This window comes from Paenibacillus amylolyticus (genome assembly GCF_003719335.1).
GTDB classification, from domain to species: Bacteria; Bacillota; Bacilli; order Paenibacillales; family Paenibacillaceae; genus Paenibacillus; species Paenibacillus amylolyticus_D.
In genome coordinates this window covers 60,240-83,928 of record NZ_RIAS01000016.1, presented here as the reverse complement: position 1 = coordinate 83,928, position 23,689 = coordinate 60,240, and the positions used below count along the sequence as shown (strand labels likewise).

The following is a 23,689-nucleotide window of genomic DNA, read 5'->3' as shown; positions in this document are numbered from 1 at the left end:
ATAGATGAGGAGAAACCCCTGGAATGTTATTCCGGGGGTTTTTGCTATTAGTGTCTGTTTATGCCTTGTATGTGTGCTTATCAGTTCAACTCAACCAAATATTGCGCTTTCAGCACATTCAGTTGTAAACTAGAGTACAGAGTCTGAACATAGTGGAGGAGAAAACAAAGATGAGCAGAATTACACATATGGTGACATTTACACTTTATGCAGGTAAAGATACAACGGAGTCCGAAGTTTTTTTGAACGAAAGTAAGGAAGCGCTTGCGGAAATTCCAGGTGTTGAACATTTTCAAGTGTTACGTCAGGTGAGTGCTAAGAATGAGTTTGATTACGGTTTTTCCATGGAGTTTGCAGATCAGGCTGCTTATGACGCTTATAATGTTCACCCCGTACACCGTCAATATGTTGCAGAGCGCTGGGAGAAAGAAGTCAGCCGTTTTCAGGAAATTGATCTCGTGAAACACAGTGGCGAATAAAGATCCAAAAGTAACGTTGGAAATTGACTGAGAATCAAGAAAAACCCCAAAGGAAGTCTTGGTATCCGAAAATTCAGGCGGCACGAATATTCAAAAATTCACTTTTCGAAATCGTTTTAGAAATAGAATGTATAAGGAGGTCATCTCGGGTCGTGAAATTGGATCTAACGGGGAAAACGGCATTAGTTACGGGTGCAACGGGTCAATTGGGAAGAGTGATTGCTCGTACACTCGCAACTTGCGGCGCGAATCTGGCGCTGCATTACATAAACAACGAAATGAAGGCCAAAGAACTGCAGGGCGAGATCGAAGCCCTGGGTTGTCAGGCCGTTATCGTACAAGGTGACATGACTAAACAGGATACCGCATTTCGGATACGAGATGCGATCCAAAACAAGCTGGGTAATGTAGATATTGTCGTTGCGAATGCAGTCATTCAATACGAATGGACTTCCGTTCTGGAGCAAGCACCCGAGGATTACTTGAGCCAGTTCGAATCATGTGTTATGCAGAGTGTATATCTTGCTAAAGCTTTCATTCCGCAGATGCAGGAAATGAGGTCCGGTCGCTTCATTGGGATTAATACCGAATGTGCGATGCAAAATTTTGCGCATCAATCGGCCTATACCGCAGGAAAACGCGGGATGGACGGTGTATATCGTGTGTTAGCGAAGGAAGTTGGCGAATATCAGATTACGGTTAACCAAGTAGCTCCGGGTTGGACAATTAGTGAACGCGATCGAACAAGCGAACCAGGACATGATGAGGTTTATACTCGGACTGTACCATTGAGACGCAGAGGAGAAGATCAGGAGATTGCGAACGTAGTTGCTTTCCTGGCATCCGATTTGTCCTCTTTTATCACTGGAGCGTATATCCCTGTAAGCGGTGGCAATGTTATGCCAGCCATTTGATTAACTGTGCTCTCAGGAGCATATATCGTGTGAAAAACAAGAGTGATCCGTTTGCCTTTTCAGGTAAACGGATTTTTTGAGTTTTCTCCAGATGTTAACGCAGATTGTGTTTATATACTTGGAATGACATATGTTATTGATTCGTTTTTCAAAATATTGGGGTATAAGAATAGGTATATTCAAGGGATGGAAACCTAATCAAAATAACGTTATAAAGGAGTGACCCAGCATCATGAAAAAAACGATAGCAGACGTTCTTGTTGAAGCCTTATTAAATGCGGGGATTCATCGGATATACGGTATTGTTGGAGACTCGCTGAATGCGGTTCTCGACTCCATCCGCAAGTCGGGCAAAATTGAATGGATTCATGTAAGACATGAAGAAGTAGCGGCTTTTGCAGCCGGTTCAGATGCCCAAGTAAGTGGGAGCATTGCCGTATGTGCAGGGAGCAGCGGCCCGGGGAATATGCATCTGATTAACGGACTCTATGATTGCCATCGAAACCGCGTACCGGTTCTGGCCATTGCTGCTCATATCCCAAGTGACGAGATTGGCAGTGAATATTTTCAGGCGACTCATCCGGAGTATTTGTTCCAGGAATGCAGTCATTATTGTGAAGTGATTACAACAGCCAAGCAGATGCCTCGTTCGGTCACGATGGCGATGCAGACAGCCGTAGCACGTTCCGGGGTGTCTGTCATTGTGCTTCCGGGTGATGTTGCTGGACTTGAAGCGGCTGATCTGCCTGTTCCCGAGCATGTATACCATGCACCACATCCGGTTGTACACCCTTCTGAACCCGAACTCGCCAAACTGGCGGAGTACTTGAATCAGGACAAGAAAATTACACTTCTATGCGGGGCAGGATGTGCGGGGGCTCGTGAACCGCTGCTAGAGCTCTGTGATCGATTGAAATCCCCTATGGTTATTGCGCTTCGAGGGAAAGAGTACTTAGAATATGACAATCCTTATTCAGTGGGCCTGACAGGCTTAATCGGATATTCTTCGGGATACCATGCCATGATGGACTGTGACGTACTACTTATGCTCGGAACGGATTTCCCGTACCGTCAGTTTTTCCCGGAAGATGCGACAGTGATACAAGTGGATATCCAAACCTCGCATTTGGGGCGGCGAACCAAACTGGATTATGGGGTGTGTGGTGACATTAAGGCCACGATTGAAGCGTTGCTTCCGTATCTCACGGCTGAACATAGTGATAAACATCTGCGTAAAAGCGTGAAGCATTATACGAAAGTACGGGAGGATTTGGACGAGCTTGCGGTGGGAAAACCAGGCAAAAAGCCTATTCATCCGCAATATTTGACCAAAGTGATCAGTGATGCTGCTGCGGAAAATGCAATCTTCACTTGTGATGTGGGTACACCAACGGTATGGGCGGCACGTTATATTCAGATGAGCCGTAACCGCAGATTGCTAGGTTCATTCAATCACGGAACGATGGCTAATGCACTGCCTCAGGCCATTGGTGCTCAGGTTGCTGATCCTGGAAGACAGGTCATCTCGTTATCTGGAGATGGTGGATTAGCGATGCTTATGGGGGATCTGCTCACGCTGAAGCAGCATAACCTTCCAGTCAAAGTGGTTGTGTTTAACAATGGCGCACTCAGCTTTGTAGAGCTCGAGATGAAAGCTGCCGGTTTCCTCGAATCGGGGACTGAGCTTGTGAATCCAAACTTTGCGATGGTGGCACAAGCAATGGGCATTGAAGGCATACGCGTGGAAGATCCTGCCGAGCTTGAGGGAGCCATAGAACGTGCGTTGCAACACAATGGCCCGGTATTGATCGACGCTGTTGTGAATCGCCAGGAGCTCTCCCTGCCACCGAAAATCAATATTAAACAAGCTGAAGGATTCACGCTATGGATGATGAAAGCCGTTCTGAATGGCCGTGGCGATGAATTAATTGAACTTGCGAAAACGAACTTGCTTCGGTAAGCAAGTTGATATAATTTAGTTTGTTTTTAAATCGGTTGTTGATTAAAATAGGTGAAGTCAGGAAGGAGTCATGTCCTTGCTGACCTACATAGCTCATCCATAGGGCCGAGGAATGAATAGGTACAATCGCAAATGACACATAATTTGGAGGAGATCATCATGAGTCACGCAGGAAAAGTAGCCATCATTACAGGAGCAGGAAGTGGATTAGGTCAAGCCGCAGCGCTGAAACTAGCTGAGCAGGGTGCTTCCATCGTTGTCGTGGATTTGGTGGAAAAGACAGGTCTTGAAACGGTGAAGCAGATAGAACAGCTGGGAAGCAAAGCGATTTTTGTTCAAGCTGATGTGAGTAAAGCCGCTGAGGTAGAGAATTATGTAAAAAAGACGATCGAAGAGTTCGGCCGAATTGATATGTTCTTCAACAATGCGGGCATTGCCGGCCCAGGGATCAAATTAATTGAACATACCATTGAGCAATTTGACCAGATTATTGATATTAATCTGAGAAGTGTATTCTACGGATTAAAATATGTCATTACCGAAATGCTCAAAACAGGTGGGGGTTCCATTGTGAATACAGCTTCCACCGCTGGAATTGTGGGTGTTCCGGCAGTTGCTCCGTATGCGGCGACCAAACACGGTGTTGTTGGTTTGACGCGTACAGCAGCGATTGAATATGGCAAGGAGAACATACGCGTGAACGCGATTGCTCCAGGGACGATCGAGACACCGATGGTTGTTCAATTCGGTAAAGATAATCCGGAAGTGTTCCAAGCTACGGTAGATAGCATTCCATCCGGACGTCTCGGTAAGCCGGAAGAAATCGCGAATCTGGTTTCCTTCCTGCTCGGAGACGATGCACCATACATCAACGGAGCTGTCTATCCTATCGATGGTGCGGTAACTGCACAGTAAGAAGTCAGGGCACCATTTATTTCTGTTGTTCATGTATTCGCTAGTTTATGAAAAAGAGTACGAAAAAGAGGAACTGTAAGCGTTAATCCGCTCAGTTCCTCTTTCGTTTTATGGACGATGCAATTCAGCGTTTTTAGTTCACGATGTTAGTTTAAGCTTACTCTCTTTTAAAAGACCGCTTCGGTCAATTGTGCCCCTATCGATCTAATGCTTCAACATAATCTTTCGCTTCTTTTAAAGAGAGGCTGCGGGCTTCACGCAGTTTTTTAATAGCCTGAATTTTGTTTCCCCGACGTACCATTGCAAGCAATTCCTGATCCAACTCCCGATCTGTATCGAATCCGCTCTGAGGGAAGGCGTTTGTGTCTGTAGATGAAGAGAAGGATGAAGCATTTTGGACAGAAGAAGCGTTCATCGCAAAACGATTCGAATCGACAGACGAACCGTTTTGAAGTCGCTCTACCTCTGATTTCAGCTCATCTACCTGACGTTGCAGATTGCCGAGTTTGGACCAGAGAATTGGAATAATCAACAGGAATACCACGAATAAGAAACTGCTCATTTCAGTAGAACCGGAATTTCCTTGATGCCGCGAACGACCATGCCCGGTCTCCATTCCAGTGTATCCACATCTTTTTGTAACTTCATGTTAGGAAAGCGATTGATCAGCGTACTCACGGCAATTTCGCCTTCAAGTCGGGCCAGCGGTGCACCGAGACAGAGATGAATACCTTTGCCAAAAGCGAGGTGCGCACTTTTCTCACGTGTGATATCGAACACATCCGGGTCTTTGAATTGCTCTTCATCACGATTCGCTGAATCCAGCGCCACAACCACAAGTTCACCTTTGGTAATCTGCTGCCCACGGAACTCCATATCCTCCGAAGCCCAGCGTGAGGTGCTGAACTCAACTGGGCCGTTATATCTCAGCATCTCTTCGATGGCTTGATGGATCAGTTCAGGCTCCCGAATTAACAAATCTCGTTGTTCCGGATGCTCAAGCAGAGCCAGAATACCGTTTCCAATAAGATTTACAGTGGTTTCATGTCCAGCAATAATAAGCAGTGAGATCACACCAAGCAATTCTTTTTCGGTCAACTGCTCCCCGGATTCTTCGGCAATAACAAGCTGGCTAATCAGGTCCTGACCGGGGTCTTTACGTACTTTGGCGAACCAATCGGTCAAATATTCGATGAACTCCCGTTCATGTTGTTGAAATAGTTCTTCATTTTTTCCGGTGGAAGCCTCAATAACCGTGTTGGACCACATGCGGAATTGATCACGATCCTCTAGCGGCACGCCGAGAATTTCACTAATCACAATAATAGGAAGCGGAAAAGCAAAGTCATCGATGAGATTCATCTTTTCTTGCGAAGGCAACTTGCCGAGCAGGTCATCCGCAATGCTCTGGATATGACTTCTCATATCTGCGACAAGTTTGGGAGTGAAGGCTTTTTGTACCAACCCCCGCAAACGACGGTGATCAGGTGGATCGGAGAACAGCATATTTTTTGAAAAAATACTCTTGCCCTCTGTCCCGTATCGTTTGACTATGTCTTTGCTGAAGCGGGGATCTTTCAAAATCTGAACAGCGTCCTCATATCGAGAAATGATCCAGCCAAACTCTCCACTCGGAAACATGACTTTGAAGACGGGGTCATCTTTTCTTAATTTTTCATATACCGGATAAGGATTTTGAGTAAATGATGCTGTGAAAAAATCTGGGCTAGAGGTCTCGTTGCTCTCATTCGTCTCATTAGATGCATTCGGATTCAAGTGTGTAATCTCCTCTCCTATAGCAATAAGATATGTCACTTTGTAATTATTCCATATGTAAAGGTTCGAAACCTTGTTTTGCATGATAAAAATGCGAGCGATGCAGGAATATCGTGTTGGACTCAAGAAGACAAGAGAGTCAAGAATGCGTTTGCAAAAATAAAAAAACGAGGGAGCATGGAAATGTCATATAGACAGTTGCCTTTACATGATTATCAGATTTCCGCGAGTCCTATTGTTCTGGGGTGTATGCGCTTTGGAGGAGATTGGGATGGAGCCCCCATTACTGAGGATTTGGTTGTTGAAGGCCGCCAAGCAGTCGAAGCAGCACTGGAGATTGGAATTAATCATTTTGACCTGGCGGACATCTATACACGTGGGAAAGCGGAGCATGTATTTGGGCGGATTTTATCCGAAAGGCACGGACTACGGGAGCAGATCATTATCCAATCCAAATGCGGAATTCGGCTGGTAGGGGATGATGAGGGGCCGCAGCGTTATGATACTTCAGGGGCACATATTATAAAAAGTGTTGACGGGATTTTATCCCGGCTCGGCACAGAGTACCTGGATATTTTGTTGCTTCATCGTCCCGACCCGCTTGCCCACCCGCAGGAGATCGGAGAAGCACTGGCTAAACTTCATCAGGCTGGAAAAGTAAGGCACTTCGGGGTATCCAATATGGGTTCTGAACAGATTCGTTTGCTTCAGATGTACAGTCCTATGCCATTCATCGTGAATCAACTGGAGATGAGTCTTGATAAAATCGGTTTTGTAGAAGCTGGCGTAACCGTGAACCGTGCGCAAGCGAAAGAAAATGTTTTCCCATACGGTACGATGGAGTACTGTCAGGCAGAGCGTATCCAGCTGCAAGCTTGGGGTCCTCTCGCACAGGGAAGATTTACAGGCAGGGCGATCGAAGGTCAGCGTCCCGAGATTGAAGCTACGGCCGAACTGGTGGCTCGTATTGCTCAAGAGCGTGGTGTCACGAGTGAAGCCATTGTACTGGCTTGGTTAATGAAACATCCAGCCGGAATTCAGCCGGTGATCGGTTCGATTCGTCCGGAGCGGATTCTCGCTTGCCGTGATGCGGCTCAGGTTGAACTGACACGGTATGAATGGTACGAGCTGTACTCGTCTTCGTGCGGACGGAGAATGTAGCGTCTACAGACAGGATCATATTCTTTTTAATTAGTCGCTAATCTAGCGGCTTTTTGTTTATGGCTTTAGCCAGCTAATTGTATGAAATGAGAGACAATTTGCCACCAATTATGCGGACGGATGAAGCACAGGACGCACAGTCCTGTGTTTCTTTATTCTTTTCTTTTTAAGCAGTGATTAGAAGAGATGTTGGATTGTTTATAAGATTGTAGTGCCTTCTCTATGAAGTCTGGACGTTAGTGTTGATATGTAGAACTATATGCCTAAGCGATATTCCGAAGGAAAGAATGAGAAATTACTCTATTCTAGATGTAGATCAGGAGAGAGGATTCACATTTGTGCGGTGATGTAAGTCCTTGGACTTAGTCAAAAGTGCAGGTAAGAAGGACGTTTCAACCATTTTTGCCCGTTTTCAGACTTCATAGCTTACGGCTATGATAGAATGATGAGAATAGGAACATACGATCTGTATATATGAGAGGAGACATCTTGATGATAGAGATGCTTAAACCGCCTGCCGAGACATTATACGAGGCTGAGTTACGGGCGTTACAACAGGAGGATCAGGGTCATCGTCCGCCCAACTGGTTATTATCTCCAGCTAATGTGCGGGATTTTATTATTGGTCGAGATAAGCCAGCGATGCTGGATGGAGAGAAGATCACCATTACACGTAAATTTTACGGGAATGATGTGTTGATTGAGCGTGCAGTTGTTACCCTTGCAGGGAATCGCGGGTTGATGCTTGTGGGTGAGCCCGGTACAGCCAAAACAATGCTCAGTGAGTTGCTTACGGCAGCGATCTCGGGAACTAGTTTGAATACAATACAAGGTACGGCTGGAACAACGGAGGATATGATCAAATATTCCTGGAATTATGCGATGCTTTTGGACAAAGGGCCTTCTGAAGCAGCTCTCGTGCCTTCCCCTTTATACAACGGCATGAAAAAAGGTATTTTAACGCGCTTTGAGGAAATTACACGTTGTCCGGCCGAAGCACAAGACAGCTTGATCAGTATTTTGAGCGATAAAGTGATGAGCATTCCAGAACTTGACGGGGGTGTGCTTTTTGCCAAACCGGGATTTAACGTCATTGCTACGGCCAACATTCGGGATAAAGGTGTAAATGAGATGAGCGGCGCACTCAAGCGACGTTTTAATTTTGAAACGATCAGACCGATCCAGAATGTAAAGATGGAAGCCAAAATCATTGAATCTCAGGCGAGAAACCTGTTATTACATAGTGGAATTGATACCGAAATTCAAACCGACGTGGTGGAGTTGCTGGCAACTACATTTATGGAACTGCGAACAGGCATGTCTCGCGAAGGGTACAAGCTCGATACACCTCAAGCGTCTATGAGTACTGCAGAAGCCGTGTCCGTATATGTACAGAGCGCAATGACATCGTACTATTACGAGGGGAAATCTATTGCGCTGGATCGGTTGGTACAAAATATGCTGGGAACCATTGCAAAGGAAAACGACAAGGACCTAAGCATTCTCAAAAACTATTTTTCCAAAATTGTTAAAGCGCGCTCTGCCGAAGAGGAGATTTGGAAAAATTATTATGAGGAAAGAAAATGGATCGGTTAGACCAAGTGGAGCCCACTGACGCTGCTGGTTTATCGGATGTTACGGATTTGAATCAGCTTCAATCCTTATTCGATACAAGTGTATATAACTTAAACAACGGAACGGTTTATTTTCCAATACGGCATCATAGTCCAGCTTGTTCTCATCATCTGCTGCATGTCATCGGGGAGTACAAACCCGATATCATTTTGATTGAGGGGCCAGAAAGCGGTAATCCTCTGATACCTGTGCTAACGGATGAAGCGACCTTGCCTCCGGTCAGTCTCTATTATACCTATGAAGATGAGTACGGAAGAGAAGCCTGTTATTATCCGATGCTCCGGTATTCACCCGAATATGTTGCCCTGAAGGAAGCACACCGGCTTGGCATTCCGGCACAATTTATAGATTTGGATTATCGGCAAGTATCCAGAAACACGGAGAGTCCTTCGAAAAAAGAGCAAAAAGAAATCTCCGTTCAGGACGAAACACTGCTTGCCAGTTCAGATTTTATTAACCGTTTATGTGAGAAAACAAACTGCCGCAGTTTTGATGAACTATGGGAAAAGGTGTTTGAGATCGGGGGGCTACAGAAACCGACCTCTGCCTTTGTGCAGGATGTTTTCACGTATTGTACATTATCTCGAATGTGTTACACCCCGGAGCGCCTGATCGCAAGTGGTGATTTGGTTAGAGAAGCCCATATGGCGAAACGAATCAAGGAAGCTGAAGAGCAGTATCAGCGTGTGCTCGTAATTACGGGAGGTTTTCATACTTTTGGTTTAGTGAATTCTTCCACTGTCCAGAAAAAGGAACCCAACGGCAATTCGACTCAGCACGATACATCAGATTCAGGTAATGTTCATGAACAGGTGTATCCGATGGTGTATACATTTGCGGAAGCTGATCGATTGAATGGCTATGCCAGCGGTATGCCTTATGTTTATTTTTACGATCAAATCTGGGATCAACTAGTCCATACTTCACGTTCTCCTTACCGTGTAACTACACTGAACGTGTTATCCAGATTGATGCGCAAGCTGCGAGACCGGGAGGAACATGTTTCCACAAGTGATGCGATTGAGGCTTATAGTATGATTCAAGGTCTGGCAGAGCTTCGCGGCAAGCAGGAAGGCGGAGTGTATGAGCTGATGGATGCGGCCCTCTCTTCATTTGTCAAAGGAGAGCTTACACTTGCCACCGACAAACCGCTTCAGGAACTGCAGCTTCTGTTGACCGGAGACGTCATCGGGAGCGTTGCACCTAATGCTTTTCATATTCCTATCGTTGAAGATTTTAAAGCGCGTTGCACGGAATTCAAGCTTCAGATTCGAACAACGGGTCAGCATAAAAAGGTGCTTGATCTGTATGCTAAACCGGAACATCGCTTGATTAGTCAGTTGTTTCAATGCATCTCTTATCTGGTTCCCGAGTTCGCGAAGCGGCAGGCAGGGCCGGATTGGATCGCACAACGTGATATGAATCTGGTTCGTGAAACGTGGGAATACATGTATTCCTCACGGATTGAAGCGCGGCTTATTGAAAATTCTTTATACGGTGGAACGCTTGCTACAGCTGCTACTCGAAAGATGGAAGAGCAGATGCGAGATATTCCTGACCATCACAGCGGTGAGCTTGCTCAAAAAATGCTCCAGGCACTGTTAATGGGACTTCAGGAGACAGCCATGCAGTTGTACACCCAGGTTCGTGCTGCTCTGCGGACAGATGGACATTTTCTGTCACTATGCAACAGCTTAACGATTCTGAATCGGATTCATCAGCATCGCCGGCTGTTAGGACTATCGGAAGACCCACATCTTCCTGAGTTAGTGTCTGAAGCTTACCGTAACGCGGTGGACAAGCTGCAACAGCTTTCGAGAACGAATGCGGACGAGCATGAAGGTATTATTCAGGGATTAAAGCTACTTGCGATGCTGGCCGAGTCTGCCGAAGAGCAATTCCAGGATACGGCTTTTCGAAACCATTTGCACGAGCTTTTGTCGGATTCGAAGCTTCCTGCTCAGCTCGAAGGAGTGTGTATCGCTATTGCTTCGGGACTTGGTGATCGATCTAGAGAAGAGATCGTGGAGCGAGCCCGCGGGTATATCCGTGGAACGCCGGAACAGACGCGTCAAACGGCTTTATTTTTACAAGGTGTGTTTACCGTAGCGCGAGATGCCTTCCTATATGAGGACCAACTGTTACATGAGCTAAACGGGTTAATTGAGCAGTTATCCTATGATGATTTTATTGCTATGATTCCAGAACTACGTCTGGCTTTCACTTATTTTACACCAATGGAAACGAATCTGATTGCCGAGCGTGTGGCGAATCTGCACCAGGTGAAGTCGGATGAAATGTTGATGCCTGCGTTGGATGAGCAGCTGCTCATTCGTTACAGGACGCAGGATGAGGCGCTTCGAAAGGAGTTTGCTGCATGGAAGTTAATATGAATGATGCCCGTCGCGGCCAGAACGAAATGTTGACGGAGTTGCCTTCCTCGGAAGAACGAAGTGCTGTTGAAACATTGAACCGTTGGCGCCTGATTTTGGGGGAATCTGCAGAGGAAGGTCTGTGTGAATCGGATCAATATAACACGGGTGAATTTCAGTATGTTGACCTGGACGAAATTCTGGGGTACCTCTATAACCGTGAATACGGTGAGGAGCAAGGTTACCGAAAAGAAGGCGGACGTGGTTCATCTGAGCTTACCGTACCCAATTGGTTACACAAGGTCAGAGAACTTTTTCCCAAATCTACGGTCGAAATTTTGGAAAAGCAGGCGCTTGATCGTTATGGACTGACGGAGCTCTTAACAGATAAAAAACTGCTGGAGTCCCTTGAACCTAACATGAACCTGCTCAAAAACATCTTGCAGTTCAAAGGGCGAATGAAAGGTGACGTACTTCGGAGTGCAAAAGATATTGTACGCACGGTGGTTGAAGATCTGCGCAGGAAGCTGGAGTCTCATACCCGGGCCAGTATTATGGGGAAACGCAGTCGGTACGCATCCAGTTCGGTGCGATCCCTGCGCAACCTGAACTTTAAACGAACCATTACTCGTAATCTTAAAAATTATGATAAACACAAACGAAGGTTTGTGATTGATCGTCTTTATTTTGACGGAAATATAGAGCAGCACAATAAGTGGAACATCATTATCGGTGTGGATGAAAGCGGCAGCATGATGGATTCGGTGATTTACAGTTCGGTCATGGCGAGTATTTTCTATCGATTGAATGCGCTACGCACAAAGCTGTTCATCTTTGATACCAAAGTTGTGGATCTAAGCGACCGACTTGAGGACCCCGTAGATGTATTGATGAATGTGCAGCTCGGTGGAGGAACCCATATCGCCAAAGCGCTGCGTTATGGGGAAACGCTGATTGAGAATCCTGGAAAAACGATCTACATTTTGGTGAGTGATCTGGAGGAAGGTTACCCGATTAATCAGATGTATCAAGCCTGTAAGGATATTATCGATGCGGGATGCAATCTGCTTGTGCTCACCGCTCTCGATTTCAACGGAGATTCGGTGTACAACAAACATGCTGCGCAGACGCTAGCCAATATGGGGGCACATGTAGCAGCAATTACACCTAACGAGCTTGCCGAATGGATCGGCGAAATTATCACTTAAACATACTTTTAGGAGGAATAAAATCATGCTTACCGCAGACCGTGCAGTAGAGAGTTTGGTAGAAAAGTTCGCTTCCATTTGTTCAGATGACTACTCGCTTACAACGGATCGCAGCTCCGAAATTATTGATTACGTCATGGGTGCAACAGAAAAGTTCCCTGAGATGATGGGTAAAACGAGTCATTATGTCTATCGAACGGTAGAAGCACTGTCCAAGCTTGGCAAAAAAGAAGATGGAGATATTTTTTTTCGTGCCGGAGCTATTGCCATGCATTTGGAATCGAATTATTTCCGTAGAAGCCCTTGGGGGGTTAATGCATTCACAGCATGTCTCGGTGATGATTCGGAGGCTTATGGATTAAATGGGAAAAGCAAGAGTTCGGATCGGATGGCAACCTTGTTATCTCGTTTGAAGAAAATGAAGCAATATGCGGGTGAAGAAGAAATCCTCTCCGAGCTTAAGAGGCGCGTGAAGCGAGCACAATGGCTTTTTGATTCCAAAAAAGCAGACAGTCAGGGTAATTTCAGAGATGTGATTGATGCCATGATGCTTGTTCATTTGTGTGTGCAACCGGATGTAGAATTTGTGAATAAGCAAGAGATCAAGGATATGAGTTCCGTCTTGCCCGAGCTGTTCCAGCATGTTATGGCTAACGATGCGGCAAAGCTACATCAAGAGCTGTACCGCTTGATTGAACCTTTGGTTACAGGCAACGTTCAAGGCAAGCAAAACAGTTCGTCACAGTTGCTGGAAGAGGAATTCCTGAAACGGAAACGCAGCGAATTGATTGCCAAGCATTATCCAGAAATCACTTACTCCGCGAAACATCATGTTTCGCATGCCGAATTCCATCAGACGATGGTTTTATTGAGCAGTGCGGTCTTGTATCTGACGAATATCAATGGAGGAAAGCAACGCTTTCTGGATAACGTTAGTGACGTTGGCAAGGTTCTTCTCGAAGTCATTCATCACCTGCATGAGCTCTATCCGATGGAGGTTCGCAAGTATTTACTTAGTATGAATCCTCGTTCAAGAAGCGAAGATGATCTGCTGTCCGGGCTGATCCCGCTGAACGAGCCCTATCAATTAATTGAAATGACGCAACTCGAATTGAATTCGTACCGCGTGTCTTGGATTATAATCAAGGCGGCAATTGCCAACCAACCTGAGCACGCCAAACGAGCATATGAGATTGTCAGAGCACCATTCCTGAAGTTATGTCTTCATAAAATGATGTTGGATCAAGACATCCATGGAATTCAACCGGAAAACACAATTGAAGAGGCTGTGTTCCGTGTGTTGCGTCAACCGCTCGAAGGTGGGAGACAAGGTCTTGCCATTGCGAGATATTTAAGTGGTGAGTACACCCTTGAAGAGTATTGGGAAGACAAGGACAGCCGTGGATTGTTTAATCATGTCAATCGGGACCGGAAGCGGATTAACAATCTCATTAGCATCAGTTTCCTGCCCATTGATTCGGAGCCAATGCACCGCTTTGCGATTTTGCTAACTCATCCGGAATGGACGCTGGATATTGTTTCGGACATGTATCATTCTTATGCTTTTAGTGGTGAGCAAATTTTGAATACGTATGGTGACGATCCTCAGGTAAAACGAGAACAACTGCTGACTAGCCTGATTTCGCTGAATGGGATGACAGATTATACGTATCAATCGATGCCGCAGGATGAGTATCGCCGTATTTTACAGCAAAACCTGGAGTATGCATTAAAGCAGTATAAAAAACTGCCGACGGATACACGTCTTTTAACGCTTGAAGTTGCATTTGAGCAGAGATCTACCCTGCCTAAGCAACAATTGGTAGCAGCTATTCAAGCAGGTTTACAGGATGCTTCTAAACGGGCAAGCAGTATGGCTTTGGCCGAGTTCAATCGGGTTCCGGATCAAGAACTGTATATGATGATCTACCGTGCGGAGAAAAAGGCTTCCATTAAAGAAATGGCGCTAACGGCGATCCGCAGTCTGGATAACAGTAAGGAATTATATACTGAACTCTTGCAAAGTGAGAAAGCCACCGAATGGAAAAACCTGATTCAAATTCTGCTTGACACTGCTGATCTAAGCCCTGAATATTCACACGCAGCGTTAGCTGACCTGGCCGATGCGAAAAAGATGTCCCGGATCAGCTGGTTACCTCTAAAGGAACTGCCTGCTCTGATTCGATCAGCAGATGGTTTGCCTTTGGATGACCGGATCAAACAATATGTATTACTGCAATCTATCGATCATGGGTCTGGACCGAATGAGCGGTTAAATGAACTGCGAGAATATGTAAGCGAAGCTTCGCTTATCAGGTTTTCAAAGGAACTGTTGCAGCTATGGATTCAGGATGGTGCGCCTGCGAAGGAAAAGTGGGTTATGTATGTTTCCGCACTTTTCGGTGATCTTCAGATTGTTCATATATTGACCCCACAGATTAAGGAATGGACAGAGAATAGCCGTGGGGCTATAGCGGCCGAAGCAGTGAAAGTACTAGCATTTCTAAAAGAACCTGCCGCACTTATGGCGATTGACAAGGTTAAACGCAGCGTTAAGAACCGTCAAGTGAAAGGCGCAGCCGAAGAAGCATTGCAGCTTGCAGCAGAGAATATGGGATTGACTGCAGAGCAGCTTGAAGATCGTTTAGTCACTTCCCTCGGTTTTGATGAAAAAGGCACGTTACAGCTTAGTTACGGTGAGCGGTCCTTCCAGGTGAAAGTTAATGCCGATCTACAGGTTGTTGTTGTAAACGAAGAAACGGGTAAAGCCGTTAAAAGTTTGCCTGCTCCGGCACAGAAGGATGACCCTGAGCTCGCCGCAGAATCCAAGGCACGTTTCACCCAGTTGAAGAAAGATCTTAAAACGATGGTTACGATTCAGACTGCACGCTTGGAAGAGTTTTTATCCAAACAGCGTTTATGGACCGCTGAGGAATGGACTTCCCTATTTGTAGACAATGTCATCATGCAGAAATTTGCCGTTGGATTAATCTGGGGCGTTTATGAGCAGGGCGAGTTAGTCCGTACATTCCGTTACATGGAGGACGGTACATTTAATACAGTAGATGAGGATGAAACGGATTTGCCATCAGGAGCTCAGGTGGGTCTTGTACATCCGCTTGAACTCGACCAGGATACGTTAGAGGGTTGGGCTACTCAGCTTGAGGATTATGAGGTCAAACAACCGTTCGAACAATTGAAACGTCAAATCCATTTGATTGAGGATGAAGATCGGGCCAAGACAGAATATGATCGTCTTCCAGAAGAGGAATTTTCACCAACAGCTCTCCCGAAAGCATTGGAGAAATACGGATGGATTAAAGGTCCTGCGCAAGATGGCGGCTGGTTCAACGAGTTTTACAAAGAGTACGGAGAGATTGTTGCTGAACTTCGGTTCAGCGGTACAAGTATTACGTATTATGAAGGGATGGACGACGTGACGCTGGAATCGTTACATTTCTTCAAACCAAATGGCAAGAGACAGCACTATTATTATGCAGATAACAAATCCATTCCTTTAGGCCAAATTTCAGGCCGAGTATTCAGTGAGACTCTCTATGATATTTTGAGAGCAACGGGGCGCTGATTTCGTGGTTATGAACGATTTCAATGAATTCAAGCAGAAATTCAGCCACTTTTCCAAATTGTGCACAGAGGATTATCTCATTCGTTATGCGAACAAGGGGCTATACAAAAGGGCACTTAAAGAGCTGGATCAAGGTGTACAAGTACAGTACACCTGGAATACAGCTTCGGTGAGCTGTCAGCTAAGTGAGGGTATCGAGTGTACCCTCTATGCTACGCTGGATGATTGGCAGTGTTCTTGTCCATCAGAGAATATCTGCAAGCATGTGTTGATTGCAATTCTGTATGACCAGCGTCAGCAGATAACTGAAAACAGTGTTACGGGTGAAGATATTGTGGAAGTCGCGAAGCCTTTAGAAGACGTTCCTGCTTCTTCGCCGTCACTTTTGGATGTAAAACTGTCTTCAGCTGATTTTGTAGATCCTGACACTGCCAAAGAGTATAAGCTCGCGGTGCAGGATAAGTTTCATCAGGTTAACGAGTCAGACAAGCCAGATTACGGTTTGCAATCTCATTCGCCGGAGACAAATGTCCGTTTTCGCTGGATGCTTGAAGCCGATCTTACTCCCATCCTGAAATCATATACTTCGACGATGGTTGAAGAGGTGGTTTTTCGTTTACGTTATCCTGAAGACATTCAAATCATGGAAGACACGCTGCTCACCGTACATTTTAAAAGTCAGAATATAGAGGTATCCTTCACAGAAGAACCTCAGCTGACCAAAGCTTTATGCAAGTTAAAGCAGACCGCGGGAAAAATGGCCAAGCTTGAAGCTTTGCTGAGATACCGTTTGTATCATGGGGTGGATGATACGGACGCTTTGAGTGTCCGCGCATACGAGCCGAAATTCTCGCTTCAAACGATTCAGGAGTGTCGCGACATGTTGGGAGGTATGCTTAAGACAGGGCTTGCCAGACTTCCTCAGTCATATAATGCGCAACTGGAGACGCTGGCCATTGCTGCACATAGTGGTAACCTTCCAGAGATTGAACGTAGTTTACGCGGCATTCAGGGAGAGCTCCAGCTTTTTTTCAAACGTCATGTACGTTTCTCTATGCAGACGATGCTGGATCGTATAAGCAAGTTGTATCTCGCGCTAGAAGTGCTTGAACAAGGGGAGATTCCTGTTAGGCAGCAAAGTCAGCTGGTTGGCAGCTTCCGAAGTAAGTACTTTACCGTGCCTTCACTGCATCTCTATGGGCTAGGCGCAGACTCTTGGGAGACACGGTCAGGATTTCGCGGAATTACGTATTATTTCTATTGCTTTGATGATGGGCAGATCTATACGTACAGTGATGTACGTGCGGTGTATTATGAGGATCAACAATTCTCGTATGCCGAGCATTATGCAGCGTTTACCCCTTGGTTGCCAAGTTTGACATTTAGTCAATTTACGGGAGAAGAAGTTCAGTTTCAGTCGGTTAAAGTGAATGAAGAACGACGAATTTCTTCAGGTGATGGGGCGAAGTTAACTATTTTACCACGAACCGGCGTGACCGGGGTTCATTTTGGAGAGTACCTGATAGACATACCTGCTGCACTTCAACGCGAGCCTGATTCTATCGATCTATTCACTGAACCAAAAGAACGGTTGGCATTAATTGAGGTTGCTCGCATTACAGAGCATAGCTTCAACAAACAAACGCAGGATCTGATCCTTATAGTTGAGGATACAGAGGGGGCACGATTGCCTCTCACACTTCCTTACTCATCGGATTGGCAGTCTATGATTAACAGACTGGAATCAGGATTTGGTTCTCAAAAACTTGAACATTTTTATGCATTTGTACGAATAGAAACCAAACGTATCAGTCCAATCAGTTTTCTAAAGGGCCAGACGTTGCTAAGCTTGAAGCTGGATTCCAGTAGTGGAAGGATGGGACGTTTTGGAAGAAGATAATGGATTGATCCAGCAGTTATCTGATTGGTGTGAGGAATTACTTCTTCGGGGGTTATCTCAATTTTCGATTCGAGATACGCAACTGCTTGAGCAATTGGATACCAACGCGCAGCGAATGCAGATGCACTTCCTGCATGAATTGGTCAGCGGTGTTCTAGAAGCAGGGCGCAAAGTGGCATTAGGCGAAGGACAAGAAGAACAGCTCTTGAATCAATATTGTCGACTGAGTCAATATGTTCAGCTTAGTGTACAATCACAAACTTGATCTCTCTAGTTAACTTGTTTAACGTATGCCTGATTTTAATAATGATGAAACAGGATTAATTATTATACGAAAGTAAGGTATGAAGTAATTTTTGCTGGTTTTAGTCCTAATTAGATAGAAATAATCTGAAAAAATTGCAGGGCAGCTGAGCCTCTGCAATTTTTTTGTTGTTCATGTGAGTAAAAGTGATTTGATAAGCAGTCTTTTAATCAATGCACAGAAGGTGAATTTAGAAGAGTGATACGATGAAGTAGAGGTGTCACAATACACTTTCATGTCATATCCCGAGTTATGCTGCATACCATTAGGCGAATGCGGTCATAAGGGAGGAAGCGGAAATGTCGATGAGTGAACCGCTATTACTGCAAATCGTAAATCAACATATTCCAGCGGGGGCAACGATCATTACCATTGATAAGCCAATTCAACATCCGGCAGTGTATGCGGCTGATCTTACAGGTGATGGCATGCCTGAAATTTCTGCTGTTTACCAATTGAATAGCGAGCTGTATCTGCTTATATTAAAGTTCATTCAAGGACATTGGATTAAAATGGCTCTGACAAAAGGGCTGGGTTATGGCGTTAAGTTGCTGACAGCAGCGCCTGTAACTTCAACGGCAAGAAATAATCTGATTGTAGGCTGGCAGATCGGAGCCGTTTGGTCAAAACTTGCTGTGTATGAATGGACCGAATCCGGCCTTACGGACATTGCCCCGGACGATTTGTATTACAGCTACGCCGAGATTGTAGATATACCTGGCGTGAATGGCCGAGATGGGAAGGTTGAAATAGCATTGTGGATTCATGACACTGGTGAAGCTTATCGAGTGGAGATTATTCGATGGCAGCAGAGTCAGTGGGTCCCAGCAACGGATGCATACCGAGCCTACTTTCCAAAAGTCGTGCAGTATTATGAGCAGTTAACGCAACATTATCCCGACTATGTGTTTTATTGGTACTATCTTGCGGATGCTCAGTTTCATGCTGGGTCATATCCCGCGGCACTCATTTCAGTCCAGAAAGCACTAAGCTTTCCGGAAGCGTATCCTTCAAGAGAGAACTTGCTTGAACTGGAGAAAAAAATAAAGCAGGCGATGACTGCAACTGCAGGTACAGATCTCAGACTGACGACATGGTTATATCCCGTCTCTGTCCGAACAACAAGTGGAACGCGCTGGGGTTATATGGATGCACAGGGACATATCCTCCTGGAGCCGGTGCTGGAAGAGGCTCAGGCGTTTCAACCTAACGGGTTGGCAGTTGTCGTAAAGAAGGGTCGTGCCGGTGTCATCAATCTTCAAGGGCAGTATGTAGTTCAGCCAGTGTATGATTCGATTAACTCTTTTTCCGAAGAACGGGCCATGGCCATTGATTCTCAAGGGTTTAAAATGATTAATGAGCAAGGTACCGTGCTGACTAAGCGAGCTTATCCGTTTATCGCAGATATGCATGAAGGCAGAGCCATGTTTTATGATGAAAACCCAAATCAGACGAATGGCTCACCTAGCTTGTATGGATACCTGGATGCTTCGGGAAATGAAGTAATCCGAGCGCAATTCACTTCAGCAAATGATTTTCAGCAGGGCAAAGCCGTTGTGCAGATTAAAGATCAGGAATACGCCCTTATTGATCGGCACGGAAATCGTCTTGCAACGTACCCTTATGCCTATGTAGGGCCGTTAGGAGATGGTTTGCTTGCTTTTCAAAAAGAATCCTCTGGCAAATACGGATACATTGATGAAAGGGGCAATATTCGTATTCAGCCCAAGTTTACTTCCGCATTTGCTTTTAACGATGGGCAGGCTATTGTTAATACGGCAGAGGATTACAAATCGAACTATGGTGTCATTAATATGCAGGGATCATTTGTGATTCAACCCGCCTATAACGATATTCGGGAGCTTGGGGAGCACAGGTACGCACTCGGGAAGGCCATTAATCCAGAACAGCCGTATATCGGCTCGGTGTATGCACTCGCTGAATTGAATGGCAGAATACTAACGGAGTTCATCTATCGTAATGTGGAAAACTACAAACACGGTCTCGCATCCGCATCAGACGGAAATCAGACGTATCTTCTGGATTTGAGCGGCAGACCGGCTCCAGGATATCCTCGTGTAACAGGGGCAGGGTCGATGGAAGTTGTGGCTCCGGATCTGATTAAAGTGTTTGTGGATCAACGTTTATCCTATGTGAACCGGGCTGGACAGATGATTTGGCAACAGAATAGGATCGTACCGTTACATCCGCCTTATCAGGTGCGTGAGGAGAAGTATAAACCCAACCGGGATTATCTCGTTTATTATCCGCAGGTTGACGGATTAGCCAATCAGACAGAGCAGGGTAAGCTTAATGCTAAGCTGAAAGAACTTTCCCAAGTAAAACCGGTTCCTGCAGATCAGCAACTGGACTATACCTATACCGGTGATTTTGATATAACTTTCTATCAGAAGCAATTGCTTCAACTGCAGTTGACGGGTTATAACTATCCAGCAGGAGCCGCACACGGGATGCCAACGATGGTGTATGCCATTATTAATCTATCCGACGGCCAGCTCTATGAATTGAAGGATCTGTTTAAGCCGGGCAGTGACTATGTGAAGGTATTAAGCCAAATTGTAGGGGATCAGATCAAAAATGATCCGCAGTATTCGTATGTTTTTCCAGATACGTACACCGGAATAAGTGCGGACCAGCCTTTTTTTGTTACAGCAGATGCATTGCATCTGTATTTCAACCCTTATGATATTGCACCATATGCTGCGGGATTCCCGACATTTACGATCCCATTTAGTCAGATTATGACTATTATTAATACAGATGGTTCATTCTGGAAAGCTTTTCATTGATCCATTGTAAGAGCAGGATAATTATACTACTAGGCCATATTTAAAATATGGCTATTTCTTTATTTTGGAAGTTGTAGAAGGGAAGGGCTTATATGAAAAGGTGGAGTCTAAACGTATTAATCGCATCCATTATTATTGTTAATAATTTCACAAAGTAGAAAGGTAGATACTTAGGAGATAAAAATGAATAATATGAACCAAATGGTATATATTTCTTGTATAATATAAATAATCGCGCATCAAGGTATGACAAAATAGTTTGGAGGAATCATTTTTGTATAAATCAGGTTTTTGGATTAGGCTTGCCGCAAGTTTCTTGGATGGACTTATTATTGGAATTCCATTAGTTATTATTGCCGGTGCACTTACTGGAAATTATGATTCAGATGAGCCAGTTGCTAAAATATTGAGTGCGTTATATTCAATTTTATTACCTGTTTACTGGTATGGACGAACGATTGGTAAGCGGATTTGTGGAATTCGAATTCAAATGTATGACACTCAAGAATCGCCTAAAATAACTACAATGTTAATGCGAGTTTTAGTTGCTGGACTTGTGTACGTATTGACGCTAGGTATTGGAATTATTGTGAGCGCGTTTATGGTTGGAATGCGAGAGGATCGTCGTGCAATACATGATTTTATAGCAGGAACAGAAGTTGTGTGGGATTAAGTTAAAAAACAGCAGAACCGTAATGAGGATATTATAAAATCATTAGCGGTTCTTTAACTTCTTAAGTACTGTTTCACAAAACTCGTATTTTGTACATATGTCTTTCCGGTATTTCCTCCCAAAACTTGACTAAAGCTTCTCGGTACCGATCTATTGCTGTCGGAGGACAAGAACTTGTACCCTTAAAGGACAAGAACTTGTACCTATTGCTGTCTCCTCCTTCAATTTACGGGTTTATGGTTAATAAATAAGCAATCAGTTATAACTGATTCAAAAATTTGATTTTACAACAGTCTCTTGACATTTTTTTTATCAGGTATCTTAGTGTTCATTATCACCTTACGTTAAGCATCTTTTTTATTTGATTTGGCCGTTTGGGACAAGAACATATACCGTTAAAGGACAAGAACTTGTACCTATTGCCGTTTACAACCCCCTTTTCCTATTCATTTAAACTGAGTTAAACACAAAAAAACGTTAATCTTTTCAGATTAACGGCTTCAAAAACTTAATTTTTTCACATATCTCTCGACTATTTTTTGTAGGATCTGATGTTCATCACTTGGATTACTCATGTTTAGCATCGCAACTTTTTGAGGTGTATACGATATCATTGTTTGAATATCTTGTTTAGCAGTTTCGTATTGATTCGGGCAATTGCATTTGTTATTCAACAACGGTTCTCTGTTTTGCAAATGATAATATTCAATGCTGCTAGACGAGCTGCTCTCATCAAAGTTATATTTGAAAGCGACATCTGGAAACGATTGATCCCTCATATTCTCAATTTCCTTCCAAGAAGGTACGCTAACTTCCTTGCTTCTCTTCCCTGCGATCTCCATCCAAGCACAAAAGAAATTTTCACAGAACTGTAAGACCAGTTTTTCAAGAATCCAGGAAAGCCCCCCCATATCAATACATCTACGGATTTTCATTTGATAATTGACGACCTGATCAGAGAAATACTCCAGAAGCTCCCTGACAAGAAGTGGTGCTACATCATCAGAAATTAAGCTTATCCTTAAAGAATCAAAACCGTAGAAATGCTCCTTCTTTAAAAGAGATTTTCTCCAAAAAACATAAGCATATGCATAGGGACAAATTTCAGGGAATTCAATCGTTTCATTTGATTTTCTAAGCTCCATCAATTGAGTTATGCAATGTCGATGAGACTTAAGTGTACTCTGAAGTAGTCGGTCTACAACTTGTTGAACAGCATTAGAAGTAACTTGCAGTAAATCTTTTTGGAAACGCTTAGAGAAATAATCCTGTCTGTGGAAGGTTTCTTCTGAATTAAATAACTTTATCTCTTCAGGTCCATCCATAACTAAACGCTTTAAATTGCAATGTTGTGCATGTATAATCCATTTGGAATGCATATTTGATATCTTCATGTTTGCCTGGTTTGCTTGAACCCAACGAAGGACAGCAGGATTCATTTGATCAGGCGCTCTCCATTCGTTCCAACTGGACATATGAAAATTAGCAAAGGCATAGCCACACTTGCACTGAAATGCATGTTCTAACTGTCTATTCGACAACAAGAAAGGTACTGTTGATCTACAGTTAGGGCAAGTATTATTCAATTTTAGATCATGAAATGCGCATTCATCAAGAAGCTTAAACTGATGCAGCCAAGAATGATACCCCCCCTCCATACACCTCGAACACCAATGCAATTCACGATGAAACCAATGCTCCCATGAACTATATAGTTCAGAAAATGGACCTATTAACGACTGAATATTCTTAAAATTGTGTTCTTGTAAGTTAAAATCCAGCGTTTGATGAAGCCTTTCGAGGTGAAATCCATTTAACTGTATTAGTTCTCTTTGCTTATCTCCAATGTAATGTTTAATATCCTTCACGTGAGCACTGCCAAAGATTTGAAGAATCTCATTTCGATCTGCAAGATTCACCAAAGCAAGTTTTTCAAATACGGACCAAGGCGATTCATATTCATTTATCCATTCTTTCCTCCACACGACATTCATGT

16 protein-coding genes are annotated in these 23,689 nt (G+C 44.4%); 13 read left to right on the top strand and 3 right to left on the bottom strand.

Features of this window, described 5'->3' with window-relative positions; genetic code table 11:
• Window positions 1-170: 170 nt before the first annotated feature.
• The 4 genes from EC604_RS23505 to EC604_RS23490 all read left to right on the top strand — a co-directional run bounded on the left by EC604_RS23505 (window position 171) and on the right by EC604_RS23490 (window position 4,268).
• Window positions 171-479: a Dabb family protein gene (locus EC604_RS23505; protein WP_123066462.1), complete on the top strand. Its 309-nt coding sequence runs from the start codon at window positions 171-173 to the stop codon at window positions 477-479.
• Window positions 480-631: 152 nt separating this feature from the next.
• On the top strand, window positions 632-1,393 hold the full coding sequence (locus EC604_RS23500) for an SDR family NAD(P)-dependent oxidoreductase (RefSeq protein ID WP_123066461.1): 762 nt from the start codon (window positions 632-634) through the stop codon (window positions 1,391-1,393).
• Window positions 1,394-1,625: 232 nt separating this feature from the next.
• The gene (gene poxB / locus EC604_RS23495; RefSeq protein ID WP_123066460.1) at window positions 1,626-3,353 is read left to right on the top strand and encodes a ubiquinone-dependent pyruvate dehydrogenase; all 1,728 of its coding nucleotides are present in this window, start codon (window positions 1,626-1,628) and stop codon (window positions 3,351-3,353) included.
• A 159-nt stretch (window positions 3,354-3,512) separates the two neighbouring features.
• Window positions 3,513-4,268 (top strand): SDR family NAD(P)-dependent oxidoreductase, encoded by a 756-nt coding sequence (locus EC604_RS23490; RefSeq protein ID WP_123066459.1) that lies wholly within the window; start codon window positions 3,513-3,515, stop codon window positions 4,266-4,268.
• A gap of 196 nt (window positions 4,269-4,464) precedes the next feature.
• On the opposite strand, the gene EC604_RS23485 is transcribed toward EC604_RS23490, so the two are convergent.
• The gene (locus tag EC604_RS23485) at window positions 4,465-4,800 is read right to left on the bottom strand and encodes a ribosomal protein L7/L12 (RefSeq protein WP_161557024.1); all 336 of its coding nucleotides are present in this window, start codon (window positions 4,798-4,800) and stop codon (window positions 4,465-4,467) included.
• Window positions 4,801-4,826: 26 nt separating this feature from the next.
• Entirely contained in the window at window positions 4,827-6,044 is a 1,218-nt protein-coding gene (locus tag EC604_RS23480) for a cytochrome P450 family protein (RefSeq protein ID WP_240037139.1), read from the bottom strand.
• A 183-nt stretch (window positions 6,045-6,227) separates the two neighbouring features.
• On the opposite strand from EC604_RS23480, the gene EC604_RS23475 reads away from it, so the two are divergent.
• From EC604_RS23475 to EC604_RS23435, 9 genes are all read left to right on the top strand, one after another.
• Complete coding sequence (locus EC604_RS23475) at window positions 6,228-7,205, top strand: aldo/keto reductase (RefSeq protein ID WP_123066456.1); 978 nt, start codon at window positions 6,228-6,230, stop codon at window positions 7,203-7,205.
• Window positions 7,206-7,700: 495 nt separating this feature from the next.
• Window positions 7,701-8,801, top strand: coding sequence for an ATP-binding protein (locus tag EC604_RS23470; protein ID WP_205127948.1), 1,101 nt, complete (start codon window positions 7,701-7,703; stop codon window positions 8,799-8,801).
• A complete protein-coding gene (locus EC604_RS23465) occupies window positions 8,789-11,233 on the top strand; it encodes a DUF5682 family protein (protein WP_123066454.1) in 2,445 nt (814 codons plus the stop codon). The genes EC604_RS23470 and EC604_RS23465 overlap by 13 nt, the downstream gene beginning before the upstream one ends.
• Window positions 11,234-11,259: 26 nt before the next feature.
• Window positions 11,260-12,420 carry a VWA domain-containing protein gene (locus EC604_RS23460; protein ID WP_123066525.1) on the top strand — a complete coding sequence of 387 codons (1,161 nt, stop codon included), beginning with the start codon at window positions 11,260-11,262 and terminating at the stop codon, window positions 12,418-12,420.
• 25 nt (window positions 12,421-12,445) lie between these two features.
• Window positions 12,446-16,006, top strand: a complete 3,561-nt coding sequence (locus tag EC604_RS23455; protein WP_123066453.1) for a DUF4132 domain-containing protein — start codon at window positions 12,446-12,448, stop codon at window positions 16,004-16,006.
• 10 nt (window positions 16,007-16,016) lie between these two features.
• The gene (locus tag EC604_RS23450; RefSeq protein ID WP_151458117.1) at window positions 16,017-17,906 is read left to right on the top strand and encodes an SWIM zinc finger family protein; all 1,890 of its coding nucleotides are present in this window, start codon (window positions 16,017-16,019) and stop codon (window positions 17,904-17,906) included.
• Window positions 17,893-18,171 carry a hypothetical protein gene (locus EC604_RS23445; RefSeq protein ID WP_123066451.1) on the top strand — a complete coding sequence of 93 codons (279 nt, stop codon included), beginning with the start codon at window positions 17,893-17,895 and terminating at the stop codon, window positions 18,169-18,171. Before EC604_RS23450 ends, EC604_RS23445 begins: the two co-directional genes overlap by 14 nt.
• A 338-nt stretch (window positions 18,172-18,509) precedes the next feature.
• Window positions 18,510-21,020 (top strand): WG repeat-containing protein, encoded by a 2,511-nt coding sequence (locus tag EC604_RS23440; protein WP_123066450.1) that lies wholly within the window; start codon window positions 18,510-18,512, stop codon window positions 21,018-21,020.
• Window positions 21,021-21,294: 274 nt separating this feature from the next.
• The gene (locus EC604_RS23435) at window positions 21,295-21,693 is read left to right on the top strand and encodes an RDD family protein (RefSeq protein ID WP_123066449.1); all 399 of its coding nucleotides are present in this window, start codon (window positions 21,295-21,297) and stop codon (window positions 21,691-21,693) included.
• Between the two features lie 500 nt (window positions 21,694-22,193).
• Here EC604_RS23435 and EC604_RS23430 read toward each other — a convergent pair whose 3' ends face one another.
• Entirely contained in the window at window positions 22,194-23,687 is a 1,494-nt protein-coding gene (locus EC604_RS23430; protein ID WP_123066448.1) for a hypothetical protein, read from the bottom strand.
• Between the last annotated feature and the right edge of the window lie 2 nt (window positions 23,688-23,689).

What these genes read in the sequence shown, in the direction of transcription:
- EC604_RS23440 (WP_123066450.1), top strand. Translation starts at nt 18,510, where the DNA reads ATGTCGATGAGTGAACCGCTATTACTGCAAATCGTAAATCAACATATT.
- EC604_RS23455 (WP_123066453.1), top strand. Translation starts at nt 12,446, where the DNA reads ATGCTTACCGCAGACCGTGCAGTAGAGAGTTTGGTAGAAAAGTTCGCT.
- EC604_RS23465 (WP_123066454.1), top strand. Translation starts at nt 8,789, where the DNA reads ATGGATCGGTTAGACCAAGTGGAGCCCACTGACGCTGCTGGTTTATCG.
- EC604_RS23450 (WP_151458117.1), top strand. Translation starts at nt 16,017, where the DNA reads ATGAACGATTTCAATGAATTCAAGCAGAAATTCAGCCACTTTTCCAAA.
- poxB (WP_123066460.1), top strand. Translation starts at nt 1,626, where the DNA reads ATGAAAAAAACGATAGCAGACGTTCTTGTTGAAGCCTTATTAAATGCG.
- EC604_RS23475 (WP_123066456.1), top strand. Translation starts at nt 6,228, where the DNA reads ATGTCATATAGACAGTTGCCTTTACATGATTATCAGATTTCCGCGAGT.
- EC604_RS23460 (WP_123066525.1), top strand. Translation starts at nt 11,260, where the DNA reads ATGTTGACGGAGTTGCCTTCCTCGGAAGAACGAAGTGCTGTTGAAACA.
- EC604_RS23490 (WP_123066459.1), top strand. Translation starts at nt 3,513, where the DNA reads ATGAGTCACGCAGGAAAAGTAGCCATCATTACAGGAGCAGGAAGTGGA.
- EC604_RS23505 (WP_123066462.1), top strand. Translation starts at nt 171, where the DNA reads ATGAGCAGAATTACACATATGGTGACATTTACACTTTATGCAGGTAAA.
- EC604_RS23430 (WP_123066448.1), bottom strand. Translation starts at nt 23,687, where the DNA reads ATGAATGTCGTGTGGAGGAAAGAATGGATAAATGAATATGAATCGCCT.